At 70.1% G+C, this 24,500-nt stretch carries 24 protein-coding genes; 22 read left to right on the top strand and 2 right to left on the bottom strand.

The window, feature by feature from the left end:
* Positions 1–66 precede the first annotated feature (66 nt).
* The 22 genes from R8F63_09555 (at position 67) to R8F63_09450 (ending at position 23,358) form a co-directional block, all read left to right on the top strand.
* Positions 67–585: a shikimate kinase gene (locus tag R8F63_09555; GenBank protein ID MDW3218844.1), complete on the top strand. Its 519-nt coding sequence runs from the start codon at positions 67–69 to the stop codon at positions 583–585.
* Positions 582–1,586: a 3-dehydroquinate synthase family protein gene (locus R8F63_09550; GenBank protein MDW3218843.1), complete on the top strand. Its 1,005-nt coding sequence runs from the start codon at positions 582–584 to the stop codon at positions 1,584–1,586. The genes R8F63_09555 and R8F63_09550 overlap by 4 nt, the downstream gene beginning before the upstream one ends.
* Positions 1,583–2,023 (top strand): type II 3-dehydroquinate dehydratase, encoded by a 441-nt coding sequence (locus R8F63_09545; GenBank protein MDW3218842.1) that lies wholly within the window; start codon positions 1,583–1,585, stop codon positions 2,021–2,023. Before R8F63_09550 ends, R8F63_09545 begins: the two co-directional genes overlap by 4 nt.
* Positions 2,020–3,150, top strand: a complete 1,131-nt coding sequence (locus R8F63_09540) for a Xaa-Pro peptidase family protein (protein MDW3218841.1) — start codon at positions 2,020–2,022, stop codon at positions 3,148–3,150. The genes R8F63_09545 and R8F63_09540 overlap by 4 nt, the downstream gene beginning before the upstream one ends.
* Positions 3,123–3,686 carry an elongation factor P gene (gene efp, locus R8F63_09535; protein ID MDW3218840.1) on the top strand — a complete coding sequence of 188 codons (564 nt, stop codon included), beginning with the start codon at positions 3,123–3,125 and terminating at the stop codon, positions 3,684–3,686. Before R8F63_09540 ends, efp begins: the two co-directional genes overlap by 28 nt.
* On the top strand, positions 3,683–4,102 hold the full coding sequence (gene nusB / locus R8F63_09530; GenBank protein MDW3218839.1) for a transcription antitermination factor NusB: 420 nt from the start codon (positions 3,683–3,685) through the stop codon (positions 4,100–4,102). The genes efp and nusB overlap by 4 nt, the downstream gene beginning before the upstream one ends.
* Complete coding sequence (locus R8F63_09525) at positions 4,099–4,623, top strand: GNAT family N-acetyltransferase (protein MDW3218838.1); 525 nt, start codon at positions 4,099–4,101, stop codon at positions 4,621–4,623. The genes nusB and R8F63_09525 overlap by 4 nt, the downstream gene beginning before the upstream one ends.
* A gap of 299 nt (positions 4,624–4,922) precedes the next feature.
* Complete coding sequence (gene pyrR, locus R8F63_09520) at positions 4,923–5,498, top strand: bifunctional pyr operon transcriptional regulator/uracil phosphoribosyltransferase PyrR (GenBank protein MDW3218837.1); 576 nt, start codon at positions 4,923–4,925, stop codon at positions 5,496–5,498.
* On the top strand, positions 5,495–6,448 hold the full coding sequence (locus R8F63_09515; GenBank protein MDW3218836.1) for an aspartate carbamoyltransferase catalytic subunit: 954 nt from the start codon (positions 5,495–5,497) through the stop codon (positions 6,446–6,448). The genes pyrR and R8F63_09515 overlap by 4 nt, the downstream gene beginning before the upstream one ends.
* Positions 6,448–7,752: a dihydroorotase gene (locus tag R8F63_09510; protein ID MDW3218835.1), complete on the top strand. Its 1,305-nt coding sequence runs from the start codon at positions 6,448–6,450 to the stop codon at positions 7,750–7,752. The genes R8F63_09515 and R8F63_09510 overlap by 1 nt, the downstream gene beginning before the upstream one ends.
* On the top strand, positions 7,749–8,840 hold the full coding sequence (carA, locus tag R8F63_09505; protein ID MDW3218834.1) for a glutamine-hydrolyzing carbamoyl-phosphate synthase small subunit: 1,092 nt from the start codon (positions 7,749–7,751) through the stop codon (positions 8,838–8,840). Before R8F63_09510 ends, carA begins: the two co-directional genes overlap by 4 nt.
* Positions 8,840–12,130 carry a carbamoyl-phosphate synthase large subunit gene (gene carB, locus R8F63_09500; protein ID MDW3218833.1) on the top strand — a complete coding sequence of 1,097 codons (3,291 nt, stop codon included), beginning with the start codon at positions 8,840–8,842 and terminating at the stop codon, positions 12,128–12,130. Before carA ends, carB begins: the two co-directional genes overlap by 1 nt.
* The gene (locus R8F63_09495) at positions 12,127–13,041 is read left to right on the top strand and encodes a dihydroorotate dehydrogenase (protein MDW3218832.1); all 915 of its coding nucleotides are present in this window, start codon (positions 12,127–12,129) and stop codon (positions 13,039–13,041) included. Before carB ends, R8F63_09495 begins: the two co-directional genes overlap by 4 nt.
* Positions 13,034–13,738 carry an orotidine-5'-phosphate decarboxylase gene (gene pyrF, locus R8F63_09490; protein MDW3218831.1) on the top strand — a complete coding sequence of 235 codons (705 nt, stop codon included), beginning with the start codon at positions 13,034–13,036 and terminating at the stop codon, positions 13,736–13,738. Before R8F63_09495 ends, pyrF begins: the two co-directional genes overlap by 8 nt.
* Positions 13,739–13,816: 78 nt before the next feature.
* A complete protein-coding gene (mihF, locus tag R8F63_09485) occupies positions 13,817–14,131 on the top strand; it encodes an integration host factor, actinobacterial type (GenBank protein MDW3218830.1) in 315 nt (104 codons plus the stop codon).
* A 9-nt stretch (positions 14,132–14,140) separates the two neighbouring features.
* The gene (locus tag R8F63_09480; GenBank protein MDW3218829.1) at positions 14,141–14,707 is read left to right on the top strand and encodes a guanylate kinase; all 567 of its coding nucleotides are present in this window, start codon (positions 14,141–14,143) and stop codon (positions 14,705–14,707) included.
* A gap of 56 nt (positions 14,708–14,763) precedes the next feature.
* On the top strand, positions 14,764–15,090 hold the full coding sequence (gene rpoZ / locus R8F63_09475; protein MDW3218828.1) for a DNA-directed RNA polymerase subunit omega: 327 nt from the start codon (positions 14,764–14,766) through the stop codon (positions 15,088–15,090).
* 14 nt (positions 15,091–15,104) lie between these two features.
* Positions 15,105–16,355 carry a bifunctional phosphopantothenoylcysteine decarboxylase/phosphopantothenate--cysteine ligase CoaBC gene (coaBC, locus tag R8F63_09470; protein ID MDW3218827.1) on the top strand — a complete coding sequence of 417 codons (1,251 nt, stop codon included), beginning with the start codon at positions 15,105–15,107 and terminating at the stop codon, positions 16,353–16,355.
* Positions 16,352–17,554 carry a methionine adenosyltransferase gene (metK, locus tag R8F63_09465; GenBank protein ID MDW3218826.1) on the top strand — a complete coding sequence of 401 codons (1,203 nt, stop codon included), beginning with the start codon at positions 16,352–16,354 and terminating at the stop codon, positions 17,552–17,554. Before coaBC ends, metK begins: the two co-directional genes overlap by 4 nt.
* 113 nt (positions 17,555–17,667) lie before the next feature.
* Positions 17,668–19,374 carry a hypothetical protein gene (locus R8F63_09460; GenBank protein ID MDW3218825.1) on the top strand — a complete coding sequence of 569 codons (1,707 nt, stop codon included), beginning with the start codon at positions 17,668–17,670 and terminating at the stop codon, positions 19,372–19,374.
* A gap of 4 nt (positions 19,375–19,378) precedes the next feature.
* Positions 19,379–19,918: a hypothetical protein gene (locus R8F63_09455; protein ID MDW3218824.1), complete on the top strand. Its 540-nt coding sequence runs from the start codon at positions 19,379–19,381 to the stop codon at positions 19,916–19,918.
* Positions 19,919–19,998: 80 nt separating this feature from the next.
* Positions 19,999–23,358 carry a hypothetical protein gene (locus R8F63_09450; GenBank protein ID MDW3218823.1) on the top strand — a complete coding sequence of 1,120 codons (3,360 nt, stop codon included), beginning with the start codon at positions 19,999–20,001 and terminating at the stop codon, positions 23,356–23,358.
* Here the strand turns inward: R8F63_09450 and R8F63_09445 are convergent.
* Positions 23,351–23,875 carry a TrmH family RNA methyltransferase gene (locus R8F63_09445; GenBank protein ID MDW3218822.1) on the bottom strand — a complete coding sequence of 175 codons (525 nt, stop codon included), beginning with the start codon at positions 23,873–23,875 and terminating at the stop codon, positions 23,351–23,353. The two genes, R8F63_09450 and R8F63_09445, sit on opposite strands and share 8 nt — an antisense overlap.
* Positions 23,872–24,489 carry a methyltransferase gene (locus R8F63_09440; protein ID MDW3218821.1) on the bottom strand — a complete coding sequence of 206 codons (618 nt, stop codon included), beginning with the start codon at positions 24,487–24,489 and terminating at the stop codon, positions 23,872–23,874. The genes R8F63_09445 and R8F63_09440 overlap by 4 nt, the downstream gene beginning before the upstream one ends.
* Between the last annotated feature and the right edge of the window lie 11 nt (positions 24,490–24,500).

Genomic DNA, 24,500 nt, shown 5'->3' with positions numbered 1-24,500 from the left:
GCCGTTCCGGTCGCCGCGGGGAAACGGTCCCGTTGCCGGGGTGGCGCGCCGGTAGCCTCGCGGTTCGTGGACACCCGCAGCGTCGTGCTCGTCGGCCCCATGGGGTCGGGCAAGTCGTCGGTCGGCCGCGCCCTCGCCCGGCGACTGCGTCTGCGCCATGTCGACACCGACGATCTGGTCGAACGGCGCAGCGGCCTGTCCATCCAGGAGATCTTCGACACCCGGGGTGAGGCGGCGTTCCGTGAGCTCGAGACCGCCGAGTTGCGCACGGCGCTCGAAGCCCATGCCGTCGTGTCCACGGGCGGCGGCATCGTGGTGACCGAGGAGAACCGCCGTCTGCTCGTCGAAGCACCGGCGTTCGTCGTCTGGCTCGATGGTTCGATCGACGCTCTGGTCAAGCGGGTCGGCCGCGGACGGGGCCGCCCCCTGCTCGGCGATGACATCCGCGCGACCCTCCAGGACAAGGTCGCGGCCCGCGCCGACGGCTACCTCGAGGTGGCCGACCTCCGGGTCGACACGTCCGAGATGCGTCACGGGGACTGTGTGGATGCGATCATCGCGGCATTGGAAGGGGTCTCGGCATGACCATCACGATCGAGGTGCCGCTGGCGGACCGCAGCTATCCGGTCCATGTCGGGGCCGGCGTCCGGGAGATGCTGTCCGACGTGATCCCCGACGGGGCGACGCGTGCCGCGGTGATCACCCAGGCCGGGATCCCGTGGCGGGTCGACCCCGGCATCGAGCACGAGGTGATCGAGGTGCCGGACGGTGAGGCGGCGAAGTCGCTCACCGTCGTGGAGGACGTCTGTCGCCGGATGGCGCGCTCGGGCTACACGCGCGGCGATGTGATCGTCGGTATCGGTGGCGGTGTCGTGACCGACCTCGCCGGGTTCGTCGCGTCCGTCTACCACCGGGGCATCCGCTTCGTGAGCGTGTCGACCACCCTGCTCGGTCAGGTCGACGCCGCGATCGGCGGCAAGACCGGCGTCAACCTGCCCGAGGGGAAGAACCTCGTCGGCGCGTTCTGGCAGCCGTCCGCCGTGCTCTGCGACACCGACACGCTCGCGACGCTTCCGCCGCCCGAATACCGCAGCGGCATGGGTGAGGTCGCCAAGTACCACTTCCTCGGCGGCGGACGGCTCGACGATCTCGAGCTCGACGCACGGGTGGCCGCCTGCGTGCAGATCAAGGCCGACGTGGTGGCCGCCGACGAGCGCGAGGGCGGGCGTCGGGCCATTCTGAACTACGGCCACACGCTCGCCCATGCGATCGAGACGGCGGGGGAGTACCACCTCCGCCACGGCGAGGCGGTGGCCGTCGGCATCGCGTACGCCGCAGAGGTCGCCCGCCGGCTCGATCGGATCGACGACGCCCGCGTGGCGGAGCATCGGCGGGTGCTGTCCGCCTACGATCTCCCGTTCCGGCTGCCCGACGCGCTGGATCCGGGCGAGCTGTTGGACCTGTTCAGCCGGGACAAGAAGGCGATCGACGGCATCACGCTCGTCCTGGACGGCGACGATGGTGTGGAAGCCGTCGTGGGTGTCGACCGGGACCTGCTGGCCGACGCGATGGAGGCGATCCGATGACCAACCCCGTCCTACTGCTCCTCTCGGGGCCCAACCTCAACCTGTTGGGTTCTCGCGAGCCGCACGTCTACGGCACAGAGACACTCGCCGACCATGTCGCGACGGCGACCGAGGCGGCGACCGGACACGGGCTCGAGCTCGAGCACGTCCAGTCGAATCACGAAGGTGTCCTGATCGACGCGATCCACGCGGCGCGCGGTCGGGCCGCCGCCATCGTGATCAACCCCGGGGCGTTCACCCATTCGTCGTGGGCGATCCACGACGCACTCGCCGCCTTCGACGGCCCGATCGTCGAGCTCCACCTCTCCAACCCCGATGCCCGGGAGCCCTGGCGGCGCACGTCGGTGGTCGCGCCGGTGGCGACCGGGTCGATCAGCGGCTTCGGCGGGGACGGCTACCGTCTGGCGGTCGACGCGATCGCGGCTCGGCTGGCGTGAACGGGCTCCCGGCGCTCGACGTCTCGGGCCGCCTCGACCGCGTGCGGGCGGCGGCGGCCGAACGGTCGGTGGACATCCTGGTGGTGACCGACCTGACCAACATCCGCTGGACCTGCGGCTTCACCGGTTCCTTCGGCGTCGTCGTGGTGGGGACGGACGCGGCGACCCTGCTGACGGACTCCCGCTACGCCGAACAGGCGCCGGGTCAGTTGGAGGCGGCCGGTGCCCCGGTGGACGTCGTCGTCACGGCGAACCCGATCGCCGACGGCGCGGCCTCGCTTCCCGCGGGGGCCACCGTCGGACTGGAGGCGGACGCCGTCACCTGGGCCGAACAACGGCGGTGGGCCGACGCGATCGACACCGACCTCGTGGCGACCGAATCCGTGATCACCGAGCTGCGCGCCGTGAAGGACGATGCCGAGCTCGCCCGGATGCAACGGGCCGCGGAGATCGTCGACGACGTCCTGGCGGAGGCGCAGGCGCTGCTGGTCGCCGGGTCGAGCGAGCAGGCGATCGCCCGCTTCCTGGAGGACGGCATGCGCGACCGCGGTGCCAGCGGGCCGGCGTACGAGACGATCGTCGCCTCCGGCCCGAACGCGGCCCTGCCCCACGCCCGACCGTCCGATCGGCGCCTGGTCGACGGCGATCTCGTCGTGATCGACGCCGGCGCCGTGGTCGACGGCTATCGCAGCGACATGACGCGCACGTTCGTCGTCGGTGCACCGGATGACATCGCCGCGGAGATCCACGGCATCACCACGCGGGCCCAGGCTGCGGGCGTGGCCGCGGTGAAGCCGGGCATCGAGGTCGGCCACATCGACGACGTCTGCCGCGGCATCATCACCGACGCCGGCTTCGGTCCCCGGTTCGGCCACGGGACCGGTCATGGCGTGGGTCTCGACATCCACGAGCTCCCCTCGGTGCGGCGAGGCAACACCGCTATCCTCCAGCCCGGCCACGTCATCACCGTCGAGCCCGGGATCTATCTCCCCGGAGTCGGCGGCGTGCGGGTCGAAGACATGGTGGTCGTCACCGACGACGGGTGTCGACCCTTGACCAACCACCCCAAGATCTCGCTCGAGCCCGCTTCGGAGACGCCGTGCCCACCATCACCACCAACGACCTGAAGAACGGCATGACCCTCGATCTCGACGACGGGTTGTTCCAGGTCGTCGACTTCCAGCACGTGAAGCCCGGCAAGGGCCACGCGTTCGTGCGCACCAGCCTCCGCAACATCCGCGCGGGCGGCACCGTCGAGCGCACCTTCCGGGCCGGTGAGAAGGTCGAACGGGCGACGATCGACAAGCGGGAGATGAACTTCCTCTACCGCGACGGCGACGACTACGTCTTCATGGACAACGAGACCTACGAGCAGATCCACGTCGCCCCCGATGTCCTCGGCGACGCGGCGAACTATGTGGTCGACGGGTCCACCGCGATCCTGTTGATGTTCGGCACCGAGATCGTCGGCACCGACATGGCCGCGTCGGTTGAACTCACGATCGCCCAGACCGAGCCGGGCCTGCAGGGCGACCGTTCGTCGGGCGGCACCAAGCCGGCGACCCTCGAGACGGGCCTCGTCATCCAGGTGCCGCTCTTCATCGAACCGGGCGAGCGCGTCAAGATCGACACGCGGTCCGGGGAATACCTCAGCCGCGCGTGACTGCTGCTCTTCCCGGCCTCGGCGGCCGTCGCGAGGCCCGGGAGGAGGCGCTGTCGTTCCTCTACGAGATCGAACTCACGGGTGAATCCGCGGTGGACGGTCTGGCCGCGCGGGTGGTGTCGCTCGAGGACTACGCGGTCGAGATGATCGAGGGGGTCGACGGCGCCCGTGAGGAGCTGTCGGCACTGGTCGGCGACCACCTCACCGGGTGGCGCTTCGAACGGATGCCCATCGTCGATCGCGTCATCGCGCTGATGGCGGCCTGGGAGCTGCGGTACCGAGACGACGTGCCGACCGGGGCCGTCCTGAGCGAGGCCGTCGAGCTCGCGTCGCAGTACTGCGCCGAGGACTCGCCCCGCTTCCTCAACGGTGTGCTGCGATCCATCGCCAACGAACTGCGTCCCGACGAGACGTGAACCCCGAGGCGCTCGTCCTCGAGGTGCCCGACCTCTCGACCGAACAGATCCGGTTGCGCCCGTGGCGGGTGGACGACGCGCCCTCGCTGTCGCGGGCGTGGCACGACCCGGCCATCATCGCGGGATCGACGCCGCCGGCCGATTGCTCCGTGGCCGCTGCGGCCCGCTGGATCGAGGGCTGCGACGAGCGCCGGCGGGCGGGGGTCGCCTTCGATCTCGTGATCGCCGCAGCCAGCGACGAGCGTGTCCTCGGCGAGGTGGGCTTCTCTCGCTTCGATGCGGATCGGCTCGCCGTGTTGATGGGCTGGTGGGTTCACGAGGAGGCCCGCGGCGCCGGCGTGGCGACGGCGGCTGTCTCGCTCGTGGTCGAGTGGGTCCTCGCGTCGACCTGGATCGACCACGTGCTCGCCGAGATCGGCGAGGAGAACCACGCCTCGCAGGCGGTGGCTCGTTCGGCCGGGTTCGCAGCCTTGAAGCCTGGTGTGTGGTGCAGAAGTCTCCCGTCTCGGTCCATCGAGTAGGGGCCATCGAGTAGGGGCGATCGGGCGATCGGGGTCTGCCGCCACGTTCTGCGACAAGCGACAAGGATTGTCTGCCGCGAGGACGGCGTCGTGGCGTGTCGCGTGTCGCTTGTCGCAAAACGTGGCGTAGCGGTCGCCGCCACGCCAGGTGAAGGTCCCGGGAACCGCGCCGACCCATCGGGCGGGCCGCGCGAAATCCACAGGAAACCGCGCGAGGTCGCGGCACGCGCGTCTGGTACGTTGCCGTCTCGACCGTGAAACGAGTCCCGTGAGGCTCGTACGGACGAAAGCAGGAAAACGTGGCAGAGCGAGAACGTCGCCTGGCTGCGCCGCCCGCGGGCGGCGAGTTCCAGGCCCGGACCCGGGTGATGACATCTGAGGATGTCACCCGAGCCGTTCGGCGGATGGCCCACGAGATCCTCGAGCGAAACCATGGCGCGGCCGACCTGATGATCATCGGTCTGCAGACCGGTGGCGTCGCCCTGGCCCAGCGGCTGGCCGACGACATCACCGAGATCGAGGGCGATGCCGGGGTGGGCGTGCCGGTCGGAAGCCTCGATGCCACGATGCACCGCGACGACTTCGGTCTGCGGCCGGTCATGCCCGAAGCGGTCACGGAGATCCCCGAGGACCCGACCGGCAAGGTGATCGTGCTCGTCGACGACGTGCTCTACACGGGCCGAACCGTTCGGGCCGCGATGGACGCCGTGCACAGCTACGGCCGCCCCGCGGCCATCCAGCTCGCGGTGATGGTGGACCGCGGTCATCGCGAACTGCCGATCCGGCCGGACTATGTCGGCAAGAACCTCCCGACCCGGCGCGACGAGCTGGTCGACGTGCACGACGACGGCGTCGACCTGGGAGACGTGACGTGACCGGGGCGATGCGTCATCTCCTCTCCATGGCCGACCTCGACCGCGATGACGTCGAACGCCTCCTGAACCTGGCCGACTCGTTCGCGGAGGTCGGCCAGCGTCAGATCCCGAAGGTGCCGGCGCTGCGGGGCAAGACCATCGCCTGGCTGTTCTACGAGGACTCCACCCGCACCCGCCTGTCGTTCGAGACCGCGGCCAAGCGGCTCTCCGCCGACACGATGAACTTCAGCGTGAGTTCGTCCTCGGTGAACAAGGGCGAGAGCCTGCGCGACACCGTGGAAACGGTCGCGGCGATGGGGATCGACGGAATTGTCGTGCGCCATCACGGCGCCGGCGCCCCTCAGCGGATCACCGAGTGGACGGACGCCTGCGTGATCAACGCGGGAGACGGCTGGCATCAGCACCCCACCCAGTCGCTGCTCGATCTCTATACGGCGACCCGACGCCTCGGCAGCCTCGACGGTCGCCGGGTCGCGATCGTGGGCGACATCAAACACTCCCGCGTCGCCCGCTCGAACGCGATCGGGTTCGCCACGATGGGCGCCGAGGTGACCTTCGTCGCCCCCCGGACGCTGCTTCCGCCGAGCCTCGAAGGGTGGCCGGTGAAGGTCACCCACGATCTCGACGAGGTCATCGGCGAGGTCGACATCTGCTACCTGCTCCGCATGCAGCTCGAGCGCCAGGAGCAGGCGGTCGTGCCGACGCTGCGGGAGTTCCACGAGGAGTACGGGCTCACCACGGCGCGCGCCGATCGGCTGCGCGACGACGCGCTGATCATGCACCCGGGGCCGATGAACCGGGGTGTCGAGATCGCCGGCGAGGTCGCCGATCGGCCCAACGCCGTCATCACCGAACAGGTCACGAACGGCATCGCCGTGCGGATGGCCGTCTTGTATCTGCTGCTGGGGTCGGGCCTCGACCTCGTCGACACCCAGGAGGCCGTTGCCTGATGTCCGAGTCCACCACCGTCATCAAGGGCGGCACCGTCGTCGATCAGACCGGCTCCCGGCGCGCCGACGTGGTCGTCTCCGACGAGGGGACGATCGTGGCCGTCGGCGAGGGCCTCGACGGCGATCGCACCCTCGACGCCACCGACTGTGTCGTCTCGCCCGGCTTCGTCGATCTCCACGTGCACCTGCGACAGCCCGGCAAGGAAGAAGCCGAGACGATCGACACCGGGGCCCGCGGCGCCGCGCTGGGCGGGTTCACCTCGGTCATCGCGATGCCCAACACCACCCCGGCGATGGACTGCGCGGCGGTGGTCCGTGAGGTCATCGACCTCGCGGCCGACACCATCTGCGATGTCCGTCCCTCGGCGGCGATCACCGTCGGCCGTGACGGGCATTCGCTGACGCCGATGGCCGAGCTCGTGAAGCTCGGCGTGCGGGTCTTCACCGACGACGGCACCGGCGTGCAGGACGACCGGCTGATGCGCACGGCGCTCGAGTACGCGGGGTCGCTCGCCCACCTCGCCGGTGGCCGGCCGATCGTGCTCGCCCAGCACTGTGAGGTGAACGCCCTCAGCGAGGGCACCTACATGCACGAGGGCGAGTGGTCGAGCCGCCTCGGTATTCCCGGCCAGCCGGCGGAGGCCGAGGAGCTGATGGTGATGCGCGACATCGCCCTCGCCCGACTCACCGGCACCCGCGTGCACTTCCAGCACATGTCGACATCCGGATCGGTCGCGATGATCCGCGCCGCGAAGGACGCGGGGTTGCCCGTGACCGCCGAGGCGGCCACCCATCACTTCTGTCTCACCGACGCCTGCTGTGCCGACTACGACCCCCTCTACAAGGTGCACCCGCCCCTGCGGACCGACGCGGACGTGGCGGCGGTGAAGGAGGGCCTGGCGGACGGCACGATCGACGCGATCGCGACCGACCACGCCCCCCACACGTCACAGGACAAGGAGCGCACCTTCGCGGACGCGCCGCCCGGCATGCTCGGGCTCGAGACCGCCTTCGCGATCGCGAACACGCATCTGGAGATGCCGATCGAGGATCTGCTCGCGGCGATGAGCTGGCGCCCCGCGGCGATCGCCGGGATCCAGGACCAGCACGGTGGTCCCGTCGTGGAGGGCGGGGCCGCGAATCTCGCCGTGATCGACCCGAACACGACGTGGACGGTGTCGGGCGCGGCGATGGCGAGCCGCAGCACCAACACGCCCTACGAGGGAATGACGGTGCGCGGGCGGGCGAGACACACCATCCTGCGGGGAGAAGCAGTCGTGATCGACGGAGAAGCACAACGGTGAGCGAGCTCAGGGAATACCAACTGGTTCTCGCCGACGGCGAGGTCTTCGAGGGCGAGGGCATCGGGGCGGACCCCGTCGACGGGATCGCGTCGGGCGAGGTCGTGTTCAACACGGTCCTGTCCGGCTATCAGGAGGTGATCACCGATCCGTCCTACGCGGGCCAGATCATCACGTTCACCTACCCCCACATTGGCAACTATGGCGTGAACGCGACCGACGACGAGGCGGCTCGGCCCCACTGTCGTGGGGTCATCATCCGTGATCTCGCCCGGCGCCACAGCAACTGGCGGGCCGAGGGTCATCTCGACGCCTTCCTGCGTCGACACGGCGTCGCCGGGATCGCCGGGATCGACACCCGCCGGCTGACCCGTCACATCCGTGACAGCGGCGCCATGCCCGGCGCCTTCGGTACCGCGGACGCCGCGGCCCTCCGCGCCGCCGCCCAGGCCGACCCGGGCACTGCGGGTGTGGACCTCGTCAGCACGGTCACCACGGATGCGCCCTACACGGTCGGCTCGGGCCCCCGGAAGGTCGTCGCCTACGACCTCGGCGTGAAGGCCACGATGCTGCGTCACCTCGGGGAACTGGCCACCGTCACCGTCGTGCCCGCGGGCACGCCGGCCGACGAGGTGCTCGCCATGGAACCCGACGGCGTCTTCCTTTCGAACGGTCCCGGTGACCCCGAGGAAGCCGGATCGATCGTCGCCGAGCTGCCGAAGCTGATCGGCAAGGTGCCGATCTTCGGCATCTGCCTCGGGCACCAGGTGCTCTCCCTCGCCCTCGGCGGGAGGACCTTCAAGATGAAGTTCGGCCACCACGGCGGCAACGTGCCGGTGCAGGATTCCCGCACGGGCAAGGTGGAGATCACCAGCCAGAACCACAACTTCGCGGTCGAGTTGGGGTCGGTCCCCAATGTCACGGAGACCCACGTCTGCCTCAACGACGGCGCCCTGGAGGGGCTCGTCCACGACGACCTTCCGGCGTTCAGCGTGCAGTACCACCCGGAGGCCGGTCCCGGCCCCCACGACAGTCGGTATCTCTTCGATCAGTTCGCCGAATTGATGGACTCCCACGGAAAGGCGGCGTAGTGCCGAAGCGCACGGACATCGAGTCGATCCTCATCATCGGCTCGGGCCCCATCGTCATCGGTCAGGCGTGTGAGTTCGACTACTCGGGCACCCAGGCATGCCGGGTGCTCAAGGAGGAGGGCTATCGCGTCATCCTCGCCAACTCGAACCCGGCGACGATCATGACCGACCCCGACTTCGCGGACGCGACCTATGTCGAGCCGCTCGATGTCGCCGTGCTGGCGAAGATCATCGAGAAGGAGCGGCCCGATGCGGTGCTGCCGACGCTCGGCGGGCAGACCGGGCTCAACCTCGCGATGGAGCTGGAGGAGGCCGGAGTCCTGGAGGCGAACGGTGTCGAGCTCATCGGCGCCGACGCCGAGGCCATCGAGACGGCGGAGGACCGCGAGAAGTTCAAGGTCGCGATGCAGGAGATCGGCCTCGAGGTCGCTCGCTCGGGCATCGCCCACGACATGGACGAGGCCCGCCGCGTGGTCGAGGAGGTCGGCCTCCCGATCATCATCCGGCCCGCCTACATCCTGGGCGGCCGCGGCACGGGCATGGCGCACACGATGGAGGAGTTCGAGCGGGTCGCCGCCTACGGGCTCGAGTGCAGCCCGATCAACGAGATCCTGATCGAGGAGTCCATCTCCGGGTGGAAGGAGTACGAGCTGGAGGTGATGCGCGACCGCAACGACAACTGCGTGATCATCTGCTCGATCGAGAACTTCGACCCGATGGGAGTGCACACGGGCGACTCCATCACCGTCGCTCCCGCCCAGACCCTCACCGACGTCGAGTACCAGACGATGCGGGACGGCTCGTTCGCCTGCATCCGTCGCGTCGGCGTGGAGACCGGCGGTTCGAACGTGCAGTGGGCGGTGCATCCGGAGACCGGCCGCCAGGTCATCATCGAGATGAACCCCCGGGTGAGTCGGTCGTCTGCGCTCGCGTCGAAGGCCACCGGCTTCCCGATCGCGAAGATCGCGGCCAAGCTGGCCGTCGGCTACACCCTCGACGAGATCCCGAACGACATCACCGAGAAGACACCGGCCAGTTTCGAACCGTCGATCGACTATGTGGTCACCAAGGTGCCGCGGTGGGCGTTCGAGAAGTTCCCGGGCACGTCCGGCGTGCTCGGCACCTCCATGCAGTCGGTGGGCGAGGTCATGGCGATCGGGCGCACGTTCCCCGAGTCGCTCCAGAAGGCGCTGCGCTCGCTGGAGCAGGGGCGCTACGGCCTCAACTGCGATCCCGGTGAGGCAGCGTTCGACGAACTCGACGACGCCGCCCTGCTGGCCGCCGCCAGCATCGGCACCCCGGATCGGCCGTTCCAGCTCGAAGCCCTGCTCCGCCGCGGGGTCTCGATCGACAAGATCTACGAGGCGACGGGTGTGGACCTCTGGTTCCTGGACCAGATGCTGATGATCACCGAGGAGCGGGCCCATCTCGAAGAGGTCGGCATGGCGGCGATGACCCGGCGCTCCTGGAAGCGGGCCAAGCAGCTCGGCTTCAGCGATGCCCAGCTCGCCCATCTCTGGCAGGTCGAGGAGGCGGCGGTGCGCGCCGCCCGGCTCGCGGAGGGGGTGGCGACCACGTTCAAGACGGTGGACACGTGCGCCGCCGAGTTCGAGGCCTCGACGCCGTACCACTACTCGACCTACGAGGACACGGACGAGGTCCGCCCCGGTGAACGCGAGCGGGTGATCATCCTCGGGTCGGGCCCGAACCGCATCGGCCAGGGCATCGAGTTCGACTACTGCTGTGTCCACGCGAGCTTCGCCCTGCGCGACGCCGGCTACGAGACGGTGATGATCAACTGCAATCCGGAGACAGTCTCGACGGACTACGACACCTCGGATCGGCTCTACTTCGAGCCGCTCACCTACGAGGACGTGATGGACGTCATCGACGCGGAGCAGCCGCTCGGCGTCATCGTCTCGCTGGGCGGGCAGACACCGCTCAAGCTGGCCGACCGCCTGCCGCCCGAGCTCGTGCTCGGCACGTCCCCCGCGTCGATCGACCTCGCGGAGGACCGTGAGCAGTGGAACGCCCTGTGCGCCCGGCTCGAGATCCCTCAGCCGGCGGGCGGTACCGCGGTCGACATCGACGAGGCGCTGTCCATCACCGAGCGAATCGGCTACCCGGCGCTGATCCGGCCGTCCTACGTCCTCGGTGGACGGGCCATGGAGATCGTCTACGACGACGAGCACCTTCGGCGGGCCATGGCCGAACTCGCCGGCTTCGGCTCGCTCGGCAAGGAGGGCGGGCTCAGTGCCGAACGCCCGGTGCTGGTCGACCGCTTCCTCGAGGACGCGACGGAGGTCGACGTGGACGCGATCCGCGACCACACCGGGGCCACCGTGATCGGCGCCGTGATGGAGCACGTCGAGGAGGCGGGCGTGCACTCCGGGGACTCGGCCTGCTCGATCCCGCCGAACCGGCTGAGCGACGAGACCGTCGCGGTGATCGAGGAGTACACCCGCCAGATCGCGGCGGCGCTCGAGGTCCGGGGCCTGATCAACGTGCAGTACGCGGTGAAGGCCAACCAGGTGTTCGTCATCGAGGCGAACCCCCGCGCCAGCCGTACCGTGCCGTTCGTCGCCAAGGCGACCGGGGTGCCGCTCGCCAAGGTGGCGAGCCGGGTGATGCTCGGCGCGACGCTCGACGAACTCCGCACCGAAGGGCTCCTGCGTGAGCGCGTCGCCGGCGACCATGTCGCCGTGAAGGAAGCGGTGCTCCCGTTCAACCGGTTCCCGGAGGCGGACGCCGTCCTCGGTCCCGAGATGCGCTCGACCGGCGAGGTCATGGGCATCGACCTGACCCCGGGCCTCGCGTTCGTGAAGTCCCAGCTCAGCGCAGGGACACGCCTGCCGGAGTCGGGCACGATCTTCATGTCGCTGGCGGACCGCGACAAGCACCTGGGCGTCACCGCGGCGAAGACGTTCATCGAACTCGGCTTCGAGATCGCCGCAACCAGCGGCACCGCGGCCACGCTGCGGGACGCGGGGGTCGACATCGCGGTCGACGTCGCCAAACTCGGCGAGGCCGAGGGCGTGGATGCCGTCCAGTTGATCCAGGACGGCAAGGTCCAGATGGTCATCAACTCGCCCCGCGGTCGGGGCCCGCGCGCCGATGGTGAGCACATCCGTTCCGCCGCCGGGCTCGCCAACGTGCCGTTGCTGACCACCGGCGCCGCCGCCGTGGCCGCGGCGAACGGCATGCAGGACTGGCGGACCCACCCGCTCGCCGTGCGCAGCCTGCAGGAGTACCACGCCGGCGTTTCGGCCTCGGCCCTGGGCGGCTCGTGACCGACCTGGCCACCTCGGTCGGTTCGGTCCGACTGCGGGCGCCGGTGCTGACCGCATCGGGCACCGCCGGATACGGCTCCGAATTCGCCCGCTATCTGCAACCGGCCGAGCTCGGCGCGGTGGTGGTGAAGTCCATGAAGGCGGGGGAGTGGGCGGGCAATCCGGCGCCGCGGGTGCACCCGACCGCCGCCGGCATGATCAACAGCGTCGGCCTCCAGGGCAAGGGCGTGCCCCACTGGTTGGCGCACGAGCTGCCCGAGCTGATCGCCACCGGCGCCACGGTGGTGGCGAGCATCTGGGGGAACTCGATCGCCGACTACGCCGCCGCGGCCGACGCGTTGGCGGGCGCGCCGCCGGAGGTGGTCGCCGTCGAGGTCAACGTCTCGTGCCCGAACCTCGAGGATCGCGGCTCGATGTTCGCCCACTCGGCGGCGTCGACCCGCGACGCGATCGAGGCGGCGGCCGGGTGCGGACGTCCCCGCTGGGCCAAACTGAGCCCCAACGCCGCCGACCTCCCCGAGATCGCGATCGCCGCCCACGAGGCCGGGGCCGAAGCGGTCGTGCTGACCAACACCCTGCTGGGGATGGTGATCGACACGGAGACCCGCCGCCCCGTCCTCGGGGCGAAGAAGGGCGGCCTGAGCGGCGCCGCGATGCACCCGGTGGCCGTGCGGGCCGTCTACGACGTGCACGAGGCGGCGCCGACCGTCCCGATCGTCGGGGTGGGTGGCACAACGTCCGGAGCCGATGTCGTAGAGTTCCTCCTCGCCGGGGCCAGCGCGGTGGAGGTGGGAACCGCAACGTTCGCCGATCCGCGCGCCCCCCGCCGGATCCTGAGACAATTCGAAGAATGGTGCGCCCGCCACGGGGTGGCGGACGTGGCCGAACTGATCGGAGCAGCACATGGCTGAAATCGACGCCGACATCCGCAGCAAGCTCGCCCTGGTGATGGATGTGGACGACCTCGTCGCCGCCATCCGCCTCGGGCGGGAGCTCAACGACTACTTCGGTGTCGCCAAGATCGGCCTCGAGCTCTACAGCGCCGCCGGACCGGAGGCGATCGGCGCGGTCGCCGACCTCGGGTACAAGGTCTTCCTCGACCTGAAGCTGCACGACATCCCCACCACGGTCGGCAAGGCCGCCCGGGTGCTCGGCGCGCTCGGGGTGTCCTACCTGACCATGCACGCTCACGGTGGCGTGGAGATGCTCCAGGCCGGGGTCCACGGTCTCGAGGAGGGCGCCCGCAACGCCGGTCTCGACAAGCCCGAATCGCTCGCCGTCACCGTGCTGACCAGCGATGGCGATGCGCCCGAGCACATCATGCCCAAGCGGGTCATGCTCGCGACCGAGGCCGGCTGCACCGGTCTCGTGTGCTCGGCGGGCGACCTGCAGCAGGCCCACCACTATGCGCCCCGCATGACGAGGGTCGTTCCCGGCATCCGCCTGCCGGGTGACAATGTCGACGATCACGCAAACGCCGTGAGCCCCGGCGATGCCATCACCGCCGGTGCCGATCTCCTGGTGGTCGGCCGCACCGTCACCCGCGCCGATGACCCGCTCGCCGCGGCCGCAGCCGTCCACGAGTCCATCGCCTCCGCCGGCGACTGATCGTCGCGTCGAGCGGCTCCGGGCCCGCCCTGGTGGGGTCAGACCCCCGGGGTGGCGCTCTCCGGTAGTGTCGGCGGTATGCCGACGCCACCGAAACTGTCCGATGAGGCGCGCGCTGCGGCGCTCCAGAAGGCCGCCGAGGCGCGCCGGGTGCGGGCCGAACTGAAACAGCGGCTGAAAATGGGGTCGTTGTCGCTTCCGGAGTTGTTGACGATGGCGGACAACGACGAGGTCATCGGCAAGACCAAGGTGCTCGCCGTGCTCGAGTCGTTGCCCGGCGTGGGCAAGGTGAAGGCGCGGCGCACGATGGAGGAGATCGGGATCGCGGACAGCCGCCGTCTGCGGGGCCTGGGTGACAACCAGCGCCGCGAGCTCCTGAAGGAGCTCGGCTGAGGAGCATCGGTGGCTGAACTCAGCGACCGCCTGATCATCGTCATCTCCGGCCCCGGCGGGGTCGGCAAGGGTACGATCGTCGCGCGGCTTCTCGATCGCGATCCTCGTCTCTGGCTGAGTCGTTCGTGGACCACCCGTCCTCGTCGGCCGGGCGAGCACATGGAGGCGTACCACTTCACCAACCGCGAGCTCTTCCTCGCCCATGTGGCGAACGACGGCTTCCTCGAGTGGGTCGAGTTCCTCGACTATCTCCAGGGCACGCCGGTGCCGGATCCGCCGGCCGGGCACGACGTGGTCTTCGAGATCGACGTGTACGGCGCCGAGCAGATCAGACAGCGCTATCCCGATGCCCTGTTGATCTTCGTGGACGCGCCGAGCCGCGCCCACCAGGAGGAACGTCTCCGGGGCCGCGGCGACGCCGAGGGGAAGGTGCAGGCCCGCCTGGCCAAGGCCGAGGAGGAGGTGGCGGTCGCCCGCCGCCTCGACAGCGTGTTCGTCGTGAACGACGACCTCGACCGGGCCGTCGCCGAGGTCGAGGCCCACATCGAGGCGCGCCGCGGCGACAGCGCCGACTGATACGATTGATGCTCGGCTCCGTCGCCTGACGGCGCCCTCACCGCACGGAGAATGCAATGGCGCACGGCTACGACACGATGATGAACCCGGCGATCGAGGAACTCCTCGACGAGACCGGCTCGAAGTTCAGCCTCGTCACGCTCTCCGCGATGCGGAGCCGGGAGATCACGAACTATGTCGGCCAGCTCGGCCAGGGCATCGGTGCGTCGGTCCCGCCCCAGGTCACCTCGACGGCCAGCAAGCCTCTGTCCATCGCGTTCGAGGAGATCGCGGCCGAGAAGATCGAAGCGATCGAGATCGATCCCGAAGCCGAAGCCGCGGCGCTGGCGCTTGCTCAGGCGGAGGCCGAAGCGGCCGCCGAACTCGGCGACGACAGCGCCTGAACCTCCCCGGCGCCATGGGATCCCTCACCGGTCGCCGCATCGTCCTTGGCGTCACCGGTGGCATCGCGGCGTACAAGGCCGTGGAGGTCTGCCGGCGTCTCGTCGACGCCGGCGCCCACGTGTCGCCGATCCTGACGGACGGCGCGCTCGAGATGGTCGGCGCCACCACGTTCTCGGCGTTGGCCAGCGAACCCGCCCGCACGTCGCTCTTCCACGATCCGGACACGCCGATTCCGCACACGGTCCTCGGTCAGGACGCCGATCTCGTGCTGATCTGCCCGGCCACCGCACGGGTCATCTCGGACATCCGCACCGGCCGCTCGGCTGACCTGCTCATGGCGACCGTGCTCGCCACCCGGGCCCCCGTCATGGTGTGTCCCGCGATGCACACCGAGATGTGGGAACAGGCATCGGTGCAGGAGAACCTCGAGGTGCTCGAGGAACGCGGCGTGCTCATCGTCGCCCCGGAGTCCGGCCGTCTCGCTGGCGGTGACATCGGCCACGGCCGCCTCGCCGAGCCCGCCACGATCTTCGCCGCGGCGGAGCGGGCGCTGGCCCCCGGCGATCTCGTCGCCCGGCGCGTCCTGGTCACCGCGGGGGGCACCCGTGAACCGATCGACGCCGTGCGCTATGTCGGCAACCGTTCCTCCGGCAAGCAGGGCCACGCGGTCGCAGCGGAGGCCGCCGCCCGCGGTGCGGACGTCGTCCTGGTCACCACCCGCGGCGAGAGCGCCCCCAGCGGGGTGCGGGTCGTCCCGGTCGAGACCGCGGCCGAGATGGCTGCCGCGTGCGAACTCGAGGCGCCCGACGCCGAGATCGTCGTGATGGCGGCCGCCGTCGCGGACTTCCGGCCCGCCACCGCGGCCGACGGCAAGCTGAAGAAGCACGACGGCGCCCCCGATGTCGCGCTGGTGCCCACGGTCGACATCCTCGCCCGGCTGGGTGAGCACAAGAAGCCGGGCCAGGTGCTGGTCGGTTTCGCCGCGGAGACCGACGACCTGCTCGACAATGCCGCGGCCAAGCTCGAGCGCAAGAATCTCGACATGATCGTCGCCAACGACGTCTCCAAGCCCGGTGTGGGCTTCGAGCACGAGACAAATGAGGTCATTGTGCTCATGGCGGACGGCTCACGGCATCATGTACCACTGTCCGACAAGCGAGACATCGCGCGCGCCGTACTGGATTCGGCGCGGGGCTGTCTCGAAACCGATCCCACCCCTCTTTCGAACAACACCGTCTCACCCACCGATCAGGAGCAAGAGTGACCCGCTGGACCTTCACTTCGGAGAGCGTTTCCGAGGGCCATCCCGACAAGATGGCCGATCAGATCTCGGACGCGATTCTCGATGCCATGTTGGAGCAGGACCCGATGTCCCGGGTCGCCTGCGAGACCATGGTCACCACCGGCCTGGCGATCGTCGCCGGCGAGATCACGACCGAGGCCTACGTCGACATCCCCGGCACCGTTCGGGAGACGATCAACAACATCGGCTACGACCGTGAGTCGTTCGGCTACGACGGCAACACCTGCGGCGTCATGATCGCGATCGACGAGCAGTCGCCCGACATCTCCCAGGGCGTCACCGCCTCCGAGGAGGTCCGCTCGGGTGAAGCCGGCGAGGCCGACGAACTCGACAAGCAGGGAGCCGGCGACCAGGGAATGATGTTCGGCTACGCGTGCGACGAGACCGACGCGCTCATGCCGCTGCCGATCCACGTGGCCCACCGGATGGCCGAGCGCCACGCCGAGGTCCGCAAGGCGGGCACGATTCCCTACCTGCGTCCGGACGCCAAGACCCAGGTCACGTTCGAGTACGAGGACAACAAGCCGGTCAAGCTCAAGACCGTGCTGGTGTCGACCCAGCACAACGACGGCATCGATCGCGACACGATGATCCGGCCGGATCTCATCGAGCACGTGATCCGTCCGGTCATCCCCGAGGCGTTCGCCGACGACGACTACGAGGTCTTCGTCAACCCGACCGGTCGCTTCGTGATCGGTGGTCCCGTGGGCGACGCCGGCCTCACCGGCCGCAAGATCATCGTCGACACCTACGGCGGCATGGCCCGCCACGGTGGCGGTGCCTTCTCGGGCAAGGACCCGTCGAAGGTCGACCGCTCGGCCGCCTACGCGACCCGCTGGGTCGCGAAGAACGTGGTCGCCTCCGGCGCGGCCAGCCGCTGTGAGATCCAGGTCGCCTACGCGATCGGCATGGCCCGTCCGATGTCGGTCCTGGTCGAGACCTTCGGCACCGAGACGGTCGACAAGGCCGCGATCGAGAAGGCCGTCGACGACGTCTTCGACCTCCGTCCCGGCGCGATCATGCGCGACCTCGACCTGCGTCGGCCGATCTACCGACAGACCGCGGCCTATGGCCACTTCGGTCGCTCCACGGATGGTGGACTGTTCCCGTGGGAGCAGACGAACAAGGTCGACGACCTGAAGTCAGCGCTGGGGCTCTGAGCCCGAGCGAACCCGACGCTGCTCCGGAGGGGCTGTTCGAGCTCACTGAGTTCGACCGCCCGGGGGAGCCGGAATCCGATGCTGCGACCCGCCCTCCGGGGCGGGTCGTGCGCGTGCTGCCCGACGTTCCCGCCATCGACCGCGAATTCGACTATGTGGTGCCGCCGGAATGGGCCGACGACGGTCGCGCGAGCCGGGTCGAGGTGGGCTCGATGGTGCGCGTCGACCTCGCCGGGCGGCGCGTGGCCGGGTGGGTCACCGCCGTCGATGTCGAGCCGGCGCCGGGCGTGCACCTGGTGCCCCTCACGAAGGTCAGCGGCGTCGGGCCGAGCGCGGACCTGTTGGACCTCTCGATCTGGGCGGCGTGGCGCTGGGCCGGCCGGCGGGTGCCGTTCCTGCGCACGGCGTCGCCGCCCCGGATGGTCGCGGGCATCCCCGACAGCCGGCCCCGAGCGCCCGTGCCGTCGGGTCCGGCCGACGTGTTCGACGCGGCGTTCGACAACGACGTCGCGGTCGTGCGGGCCCCGCCGACCGATGACGGTGTCTCGCTCGCGCTGGCCGCGTGTCGGCGCGGCGACGCCCTGATCGTCGTCGCCGACATGAGCCGGGCTCGTCGTCTCGCGATCGCGCTGCGGCGGGCCGGCGTCGTCGTCGCCCTCGGTCCGGACGACTGGGCGACCGCAGCCGGGGGAGCGACGGTCGTCGGCACCCGCTCGGCGGCCTGGATGCCGATGCCGAACCTCGCCGCCGGGGTCGTGTTCGACGAGCACGACGAAGCACTTCAGGAGGAACGCCAGCCCACCTGGCACGCCCGCGAGGTCGTGCTCGAGCGGTGTCGTCGGGCGGCTGTTCCCTGTGTGCTCGCATCCCCGACGCCGTCGCTCGACGCGCTCCGGGCCGGTCCGCTCCTGCGTCCCGATCGCGGGGCCGAGCGCGACGGCTGGCCGATCGTCGACGTGCTCGATCGCCGCGCCGATGACCCGGTCAAGGCCGGACCCTTCGCGGAACGACTGGGGGAGCGCCTGCGCTCGGGCCGGGTGCTGTGCATCCTCAACCGGACCGGACGGGCCCGTTTGCTCGCCTGTGCGACCTGCGGCGAGATCGTCTGTTCGGAGGACGGCAGCCGACCGATGGTGCTGGTGGACGATCGGCTGGAGACGGCCGACGGCGCCGAGCATCGGCCTGTCGTGTGTGCCCACTGCGGCAGCACGATGTTGAAGAACCTCCGGGTCGGCGTCACCCGGGCTCGTGAGGAGCTCGCCGCGCTGGTCGGCGAGGACGTCGACGAGGTCACGGCCGCCTCCGACGATCCGCCGCAGAGCCGCGTCGTCATCGGCACGGAGGCCCTCCTGCATCGGGTGGACCGGGCGGATGTGATCGTGTTCCTCGACCTGGATCAGGAACTGCTCCGGCCCACCCAGCGCGCACCCGAACAGGCGCTCGCCCTCCTCGCCCGCGCCGCCCGCCTGCTCGGGCCCCGCGGCGACAACGGCCGGCTCGTCCTCCAGACGCGCCAACCCGAGCACGAGGTGGTGCAGGCCGCGGTTCGCGCCGATCCGTCGATCGTGGCCGTGGCGGAGCGGGATCGTCGCCAGGCGACCGGTGCGCCGCCGTACGGCGCCGAGGCGCTCGTCAGCGGGGCCGGGGCCGAAGCCTTCGTCGAGGCGTTCGGCGAGCCGGACGATGTGCAGGTCCGCGGTCCCGTCGACGACCGCTGGCTGCTGCGGGCGCCGTCGCATCCGCCGCTGCTCGACGCGCTGGCGCGCACGCCGCGGCCCGCGGCCCGGCTGCGGATCGAGGTCGATCCCCTGCGAGTATGAGCCGATGCGTCGTCCCTGGGTGCTCGTCGGACTGATCGTGCTCGGCCTCGTCGGCGGTGCACTCATCCTCACGGCGAGCGACGACGAACCGGGGCCCGACCTCGAGACGGTCACCACCGAAGAAGGCCTCGTGACCGAGGTGCCGCTCGGTTGGGTCGCCGAGGGAGCCTTCGTGTGGGACTTCCATCCGCCCGGCGGCGTCGAGGGTTTCGATGTGTGGTCGGTCGCCCGGGCCTGTCCACTCGACGGGTGTCGTGCCGCGACCCTGGCGGAGTGGACCGCCGGCGCGGCATCGCTGCCGTCGTTCGTCGACATGCGCGCCGCGAGCGGGGACAGCCTCTTCGACGTCGTCGAGGAGGAGCTGTCGGACGCCTACGTGCTCCGGGCGACGACGGCCACCGCGGGCCGCATCGTGGTCGTCGCCGCCTTCGCCGACGGCGCGGACGAGTACGTCGCCTGTTCCGTGCGGCTCGCCCTCGGCACCGACGAGCGCCTCGCCGACGAGATCGTCCGGGTCTGCCGGGAGACGGCCGCCCGCAACTGAGCTCCGTCGACCGCGCGGACCGATTCTGGTAGGAAGTCGGACACGAGCCGGCGCGATTTCGGTTCAGCAGGGGGACGGCCATGGCGGCGGTGACAGGCGAGACGGACGACGATGCGGTCGCGGCGCCCCGTCGGTCCCGGCCCGCTCGCTTGGCGGACCTCATCGGGATCGGCCGCGAGGCGGCGACCAAACGTCTGACGTTCACCGACGACCGCGGCGAGAAGCAGACGATCCACTTCCGTCGGTTCATCTGGGAGCCGGTCGAGCGACAGCCGATACGGCACTGGATCGGTGCCATCGCACTTCTGGTCGTCCTCGGCAGCGCTGCCCTCTTCGAGTTCGCCGACACCAAGCCGGTCGACGGCGCCCACAACATCGTCGACTTCGAACTGGCCGGGAGCGCCGACAGGATCCAGGAGGTCGTGAACGGCGAGGCTCCGGGCGATTCCGACGCGCGGGTGAAGACGCGTTGGACCGAGAACGACGCGGACGCGATCCGGCGCCAGTTGCTCTTCGACTTCGGTTTCGCGGCTGGCTACGCGGTTCTCCTCGCCTATCTGTGCGGGGTCGGTCGTCGGAACATGGCCGACCCCTGGGCCGTGGCCCTCGGACGTCATGCCGGTCTGGCTGCACTGCTCGCGGGTGGCTTCGACATGGTCGAGAACCTCGGACTCCTGTTCGTCCTCGAGGAGCTCAGCTTCGGCGCCACCGGGGCAACGGCGAGCGATGCCGGTGGTGTCGTCGCCGCGGTGGCGGCGACCTTCGCGTGGGCGAAGTTCGTGCTCATCGCGGTGGCGTTGGTCTACGCCTTCGTCGGCGTGCTCGCCTGGATCTGGGGCTTCCTGGAGTGGATGCTCCCGGGGGTGTTCGGGGCGGAGCCGCGCGTTGTCGAACGTGGTCCGGACGAGGCCGAGAACCGCCGCATCCAGGAGTGGGTGGACGAGGCACAGTTGACGGCGCGCGTTGGGGCGGCGGCTGCGACCGCGGCGTTGACAGCCGCGGAGGCGGCGTTGGCCGACGCGCGTTCGCTCCGGATCGTTCTGCAGGACGCCGTGGCTGCGGGCGAGTCCGCCGACCTCGACGCGGTCGTCGCGGCGCGACGGGCGGAGACGCTCGCGCAGGTGGAGGTCGACAAGGCCCGCAGCGTCAGTCAGGTGATGAGCCGTCGGGAGGCCCGCGTTGCCCGCGTCCGGGAGTGGGCGAGGCTGTCGGCGCAGCGTCGTCGCACGTCGGATGCGGGCGTGCAGAAGCGCAGTCGCCGCTGGTACATCGAAGGGCTCCAGACCCGTCCGGTCGTCCCGGCCTACGGTCCGGACCGGGAGCGATTCGAGTCGAAACCGCCCGCCGGGCTGGACCCGAACAGTTGGGAGTCGGCGTCGATCGAACTTCGCAACGACTGGTCCCGCAAGCCGGTCGAGGGACGGATGGGGATCAGCGCCAGCGGCGGCGGAATCCGCTCGGCCTCGTTCCATCTCGGTGTGTACCAGGCGCTCCAGGAGGACGATCTCCTACGGCAGTCGCGCTATCTCGCGTCGGTGTCCGGCGGTGGCTACATCACCGGAGCGATGACCACCCTGCGGCGCGAGTCCGACGCGCGGCTGCTCGCGGACGAAGCACCGTTCGCTCCGCTGTCACCGGAGGAGCGACTTCTCCGCAACCGCACCACCTATCTCGCCCCGAAAGCGTGGAACAAGTTCCTCGTCTTCCTCCGGTTCCTGCTCGGCCTTGGCCACAACTTCGCGTTCCTCGTGCTCACCGTGTGGCTTGTCGCCGTCCCGGTCGCGGCCGTCAGCCGAATGTCGTTCCTCCACCCCGACCTCCATGCCCCGGGATACGACCTCTGGTGGTCGGTCCCACTCATCGTCGTGACGGCCGTCTCGTTCGGCGTGGCGATGCGAGCGAGCCGGAGGGTGAAGGTCGCCCGCGCCGTCGACCCCGTCAATGCCCTCCCGACCGCGCGGGCTCGGCGAGGGGTGGCGGTCGCCGTCGCCGCCGTTCTGTTCTCCGTGGCCGTGTTCGTACCGCTGCTCGTGACCTGGGTGCCGCAGGCACTCGCGTGGGTTGCTCAGGCGCTGTTCCCCGACGATCTCCTCGCGGACGACACGCAGGCCGCCGCGGTGACGGGGGCGACGGAGATCACGTTCATCGGCGTGCTCAAGCTGCTCGGCGTCACCTCGCTGATCGGCAATGCGGTCGCCGCGGTGGCCAGCCGCAACAAGAAGGTGCTCGGCAACATCGCGGCGTGGATCGTCGTTCCCGGGGTGGTGTTCGGCACCATCTGGTACGCCGTCACCTCCGAATGGAACGACAGTGTGACGATCTGGTTGATCACCCTCGGCACGCTCGTCGTCCTGTTCCTGCCCGGTGATCAGAACCGGCGGACGTTCCATCCGTTCTACAAGGCCCGGCTGGAGTCGGCGTTCGGACTGCGCCGGATACTCATGCCGAACGGGAAGGCGGCGGCCTCGACCCTCGAGACCGATCGGTTCTGGTCGCTGTCCCGATACGGCGAGGACCCGGACGACAGATGGCCGCAGACGATCTTCTGCGCGGCGGCGAACATCACGACGGCCGACGTGTCACCGGCCGGCCGTGGCGCCGTGGGGTTCACGTTCAGCAGCACCGAGATCGGTGGTCCGGTGGTCGGCTACTGCCAGACCGAGCACTTCGAGTCGGTTGTGTCGAGTCGCCTGCACCGCAACGCCACCCTTCCCGCGGCGGTGGCGATCTCGGGCGCGGCGGTGTCGCCGTCGATGGGGCGGCTCACACTGCCGGCCGTCACGTCGCTGCTCGCCCTGTTCAACCTGCGCCTCGGCGTGTGGACGCCGCACCCCGACTCCGTCGCCCGGGCGAAGCTTCCCGGTGGCTGGGCGCGGCGGCCGCGGGCGAATTATCTGCTCAACGAGGTGCTCCGGCGTCACAATCTCGAGGACACGTTCCTCTACGTCACCGATGGTGGCCACATCGACAACCTCGGCCTGGTGGAGCTGCTCCGGCGCGGGTGCACGGCGGTGATGGCGTTCGACGCCGGGGGCGACGACATCGATTCCTTCAAGGCTGTGGGCGAGACGATCGCGTTGGCCCGGGCCGAGCTCGGCGTGGAGATCATCCTGGACCCCAGCGCGCTCGATCCCGAGGACATCGAGATGTCGCGCGAATCACCCGCCGCCGTCGTGTCCGGCACGATCCACTATCCCGACGGCACCCGGGGAATCATCGTCTTCGCCAAGACCGCGGTGGTGCGTGCGCACCCCTGGGACGTGCGCTCGTTCGGCCGTCGGGACAAGAAGTTCCCGTCGCACAGCACGGTCAACCAGCTCTTCGACGGTCAGAAGTTCGAGTCGTACCGGGCGCTCGGACACCTCACGGGCGCAACCGCGGCCCAGGAGTTCCGGCGGATGGCGGAGCTGCACAACATCCCGATCGGCTACGTCAACTAGCCGTCCAGCGGCAGCGACGGGCTTCGTAGATCGCGATCGCCGTGGCGGCGGCGACGTTGAGGCTGCCGACCTTGCCGAGTTGGGGGATGAAGGCGGTCTGGTCGCACTCGGCCAACGTCGCCGGCGTGACCCCGCGGTCCTCGTGGCCGATGACGAGGGCGACGTCCGTGGAGAGATCCGCCTCGTGGAGGGGCACGGCGGTCGACGTGAGTTCGACGGCGACCACGCGATAGCCGGCCGCCTTCGCCGCGGCGACGGCCGCGGGACCGTCCTCGACCTCGTCCCACGTGAGATAGCGGGCGGTGCCGAGCGCAGTCTTGTTGACCTTGTCGTGGTCGGGGGCGGTGCCGCCGGCGATCCACACGTGGTCGACCCGCTCGGCCGCGGCGGTCCGCACGACGGACCCGACGTTGAACGGGTTCTGCACGCCGTCGAGGATCAACGCCAGCCGGCCGTCCGTGCGGCGCCGCCATTCGCGATGGAGGCGCTTCATGCCCGTGCCGTCGAGTTGGCTCATCGCTCGTCTCCGGTGGTCGTGACCTCGAGTATCCGGTAGCCGGCCCGGCTCGCCAACCGGGTCGTGGGGAATCCGTGTTCGCCGAGCCAGCGGGCGAGCGAGTCGCTGCCGAGATGCTTCTGGACGACGAGGTGGGCGCGGCCGGTCCTCGCGGTGAGGCGGGGGAGCCAGCGCAGCAGCATGTCGTGCAGCGCCTTCTTCCCGACGCGGATGGGCGGATTCGACAGGATGCGATCGAAGCGGATGTCGTCCGGCACGCCGTCGGGCACCGTGACGGTCACCCGGTCGGCGGCGCCGATCGCCGCGGCGTTCGCTTCGGTGAGGGCGCGCGCTCGCGCGTTCACGTCCACGGCCCAGATGTGCGCCGCCGGCGCGCGGCGGGCGGCGACGCAGGTGATCGGCCCCCAGCCACAGCCGAGGTCGAGCACGGCCGTCGCCCCGTCGAGCGGAGGGGCCTCCTGGAGGAGGAACTTGGTGCCGGGATCGAGCCGATCGGCGGAGAAGACGCCTCGGTCGGCGGTCAGCGTCAGGGAGAGATCCGGCAGCGTGATCTCGACGGGGGCCGGGGTGGACGGCGCGTCCGGGTCGTCATCGAAGTAGTGACCGGCGCTCACGAGGGGGACGG

The sequence above is a fragment of the Acidimicrobiales bacterium genome (genome assembly GCA_033344915.1).
Lineage (GTDB): Bacteria > Actinomycetota > Acidimicrobiia > Acidimicrobiales > Aldehydirespiratoraceae > JAJRXC01.
This window is presented reverse-complemented; position numbering and strand designations above follow the sequence as displayed.

Coding starts and splice junctions, on each gene's coding strand:
- R8F63_09550 (MDW3218843.1), top strand. CDS start 582: ATGACCATCACGATCGAGGTGCCGCTGGCGGACCGCAGCTATCCGGTC.
- R8F63_09545 (MDW3218842.1), top strand. CDS start 1,583: ATGACCAACCCCGTCCTACTGCTCCTCTCGGGGCCCAACCTCAACCTG.
- R8F63_09510 (MDW3218835.1), top strand. CDS start 6,448: ATGTCCGAGTCCACCACCGTCATCAAGGGCGGCACCGTCGTCGATCAG.
- pyrF (MDW3218831.1), top strand. CDS start 13,034: ATGGCTGAAATCGACGCCGACATCCGCAGCAAGCTCGCCCTGGTGATG.
- mihF (MDW3218830.1), top strand. CDS start 13,817: ATGCCGACGCCACCGAAACTGTCCGATGAGGCGCGCGCTGCGGCGCTC.
- rpoZ (MDW3218828.1), top strand. CDS start 14,764: ATGGCGCACGGCTACGACACGATGATGAACCCGGCGATCGAGGAACTC.
- coaBC (MDW3218827.1), top strand. CDS start 15,105: ATGGGATCCCTCACCGGTCGCCGCATCGTCCTTGGCGTCACCGGTGGC.
- R8F63_09455 (MDW3218824.1), top strand. CDS start 19,379: ATGCGTCGTCCCTGGGTGCTCGTCGGACTGATCGTGCTCGGCCTCGTC.
- R8F63_09450 (MDW3218823.1), top strand. CDS start 19,999: ATGGCGGCGGTGACAGGCGAGACGGACGACGATGCGGTCGCGGCGCCC.
- R8F63_09445 (MDW3218822.1), bottom strand. CDS start 23,875: ATGAGCCAACTCGACGGCACGGGCATGAAGCGCCTCCATCGCGAATGG.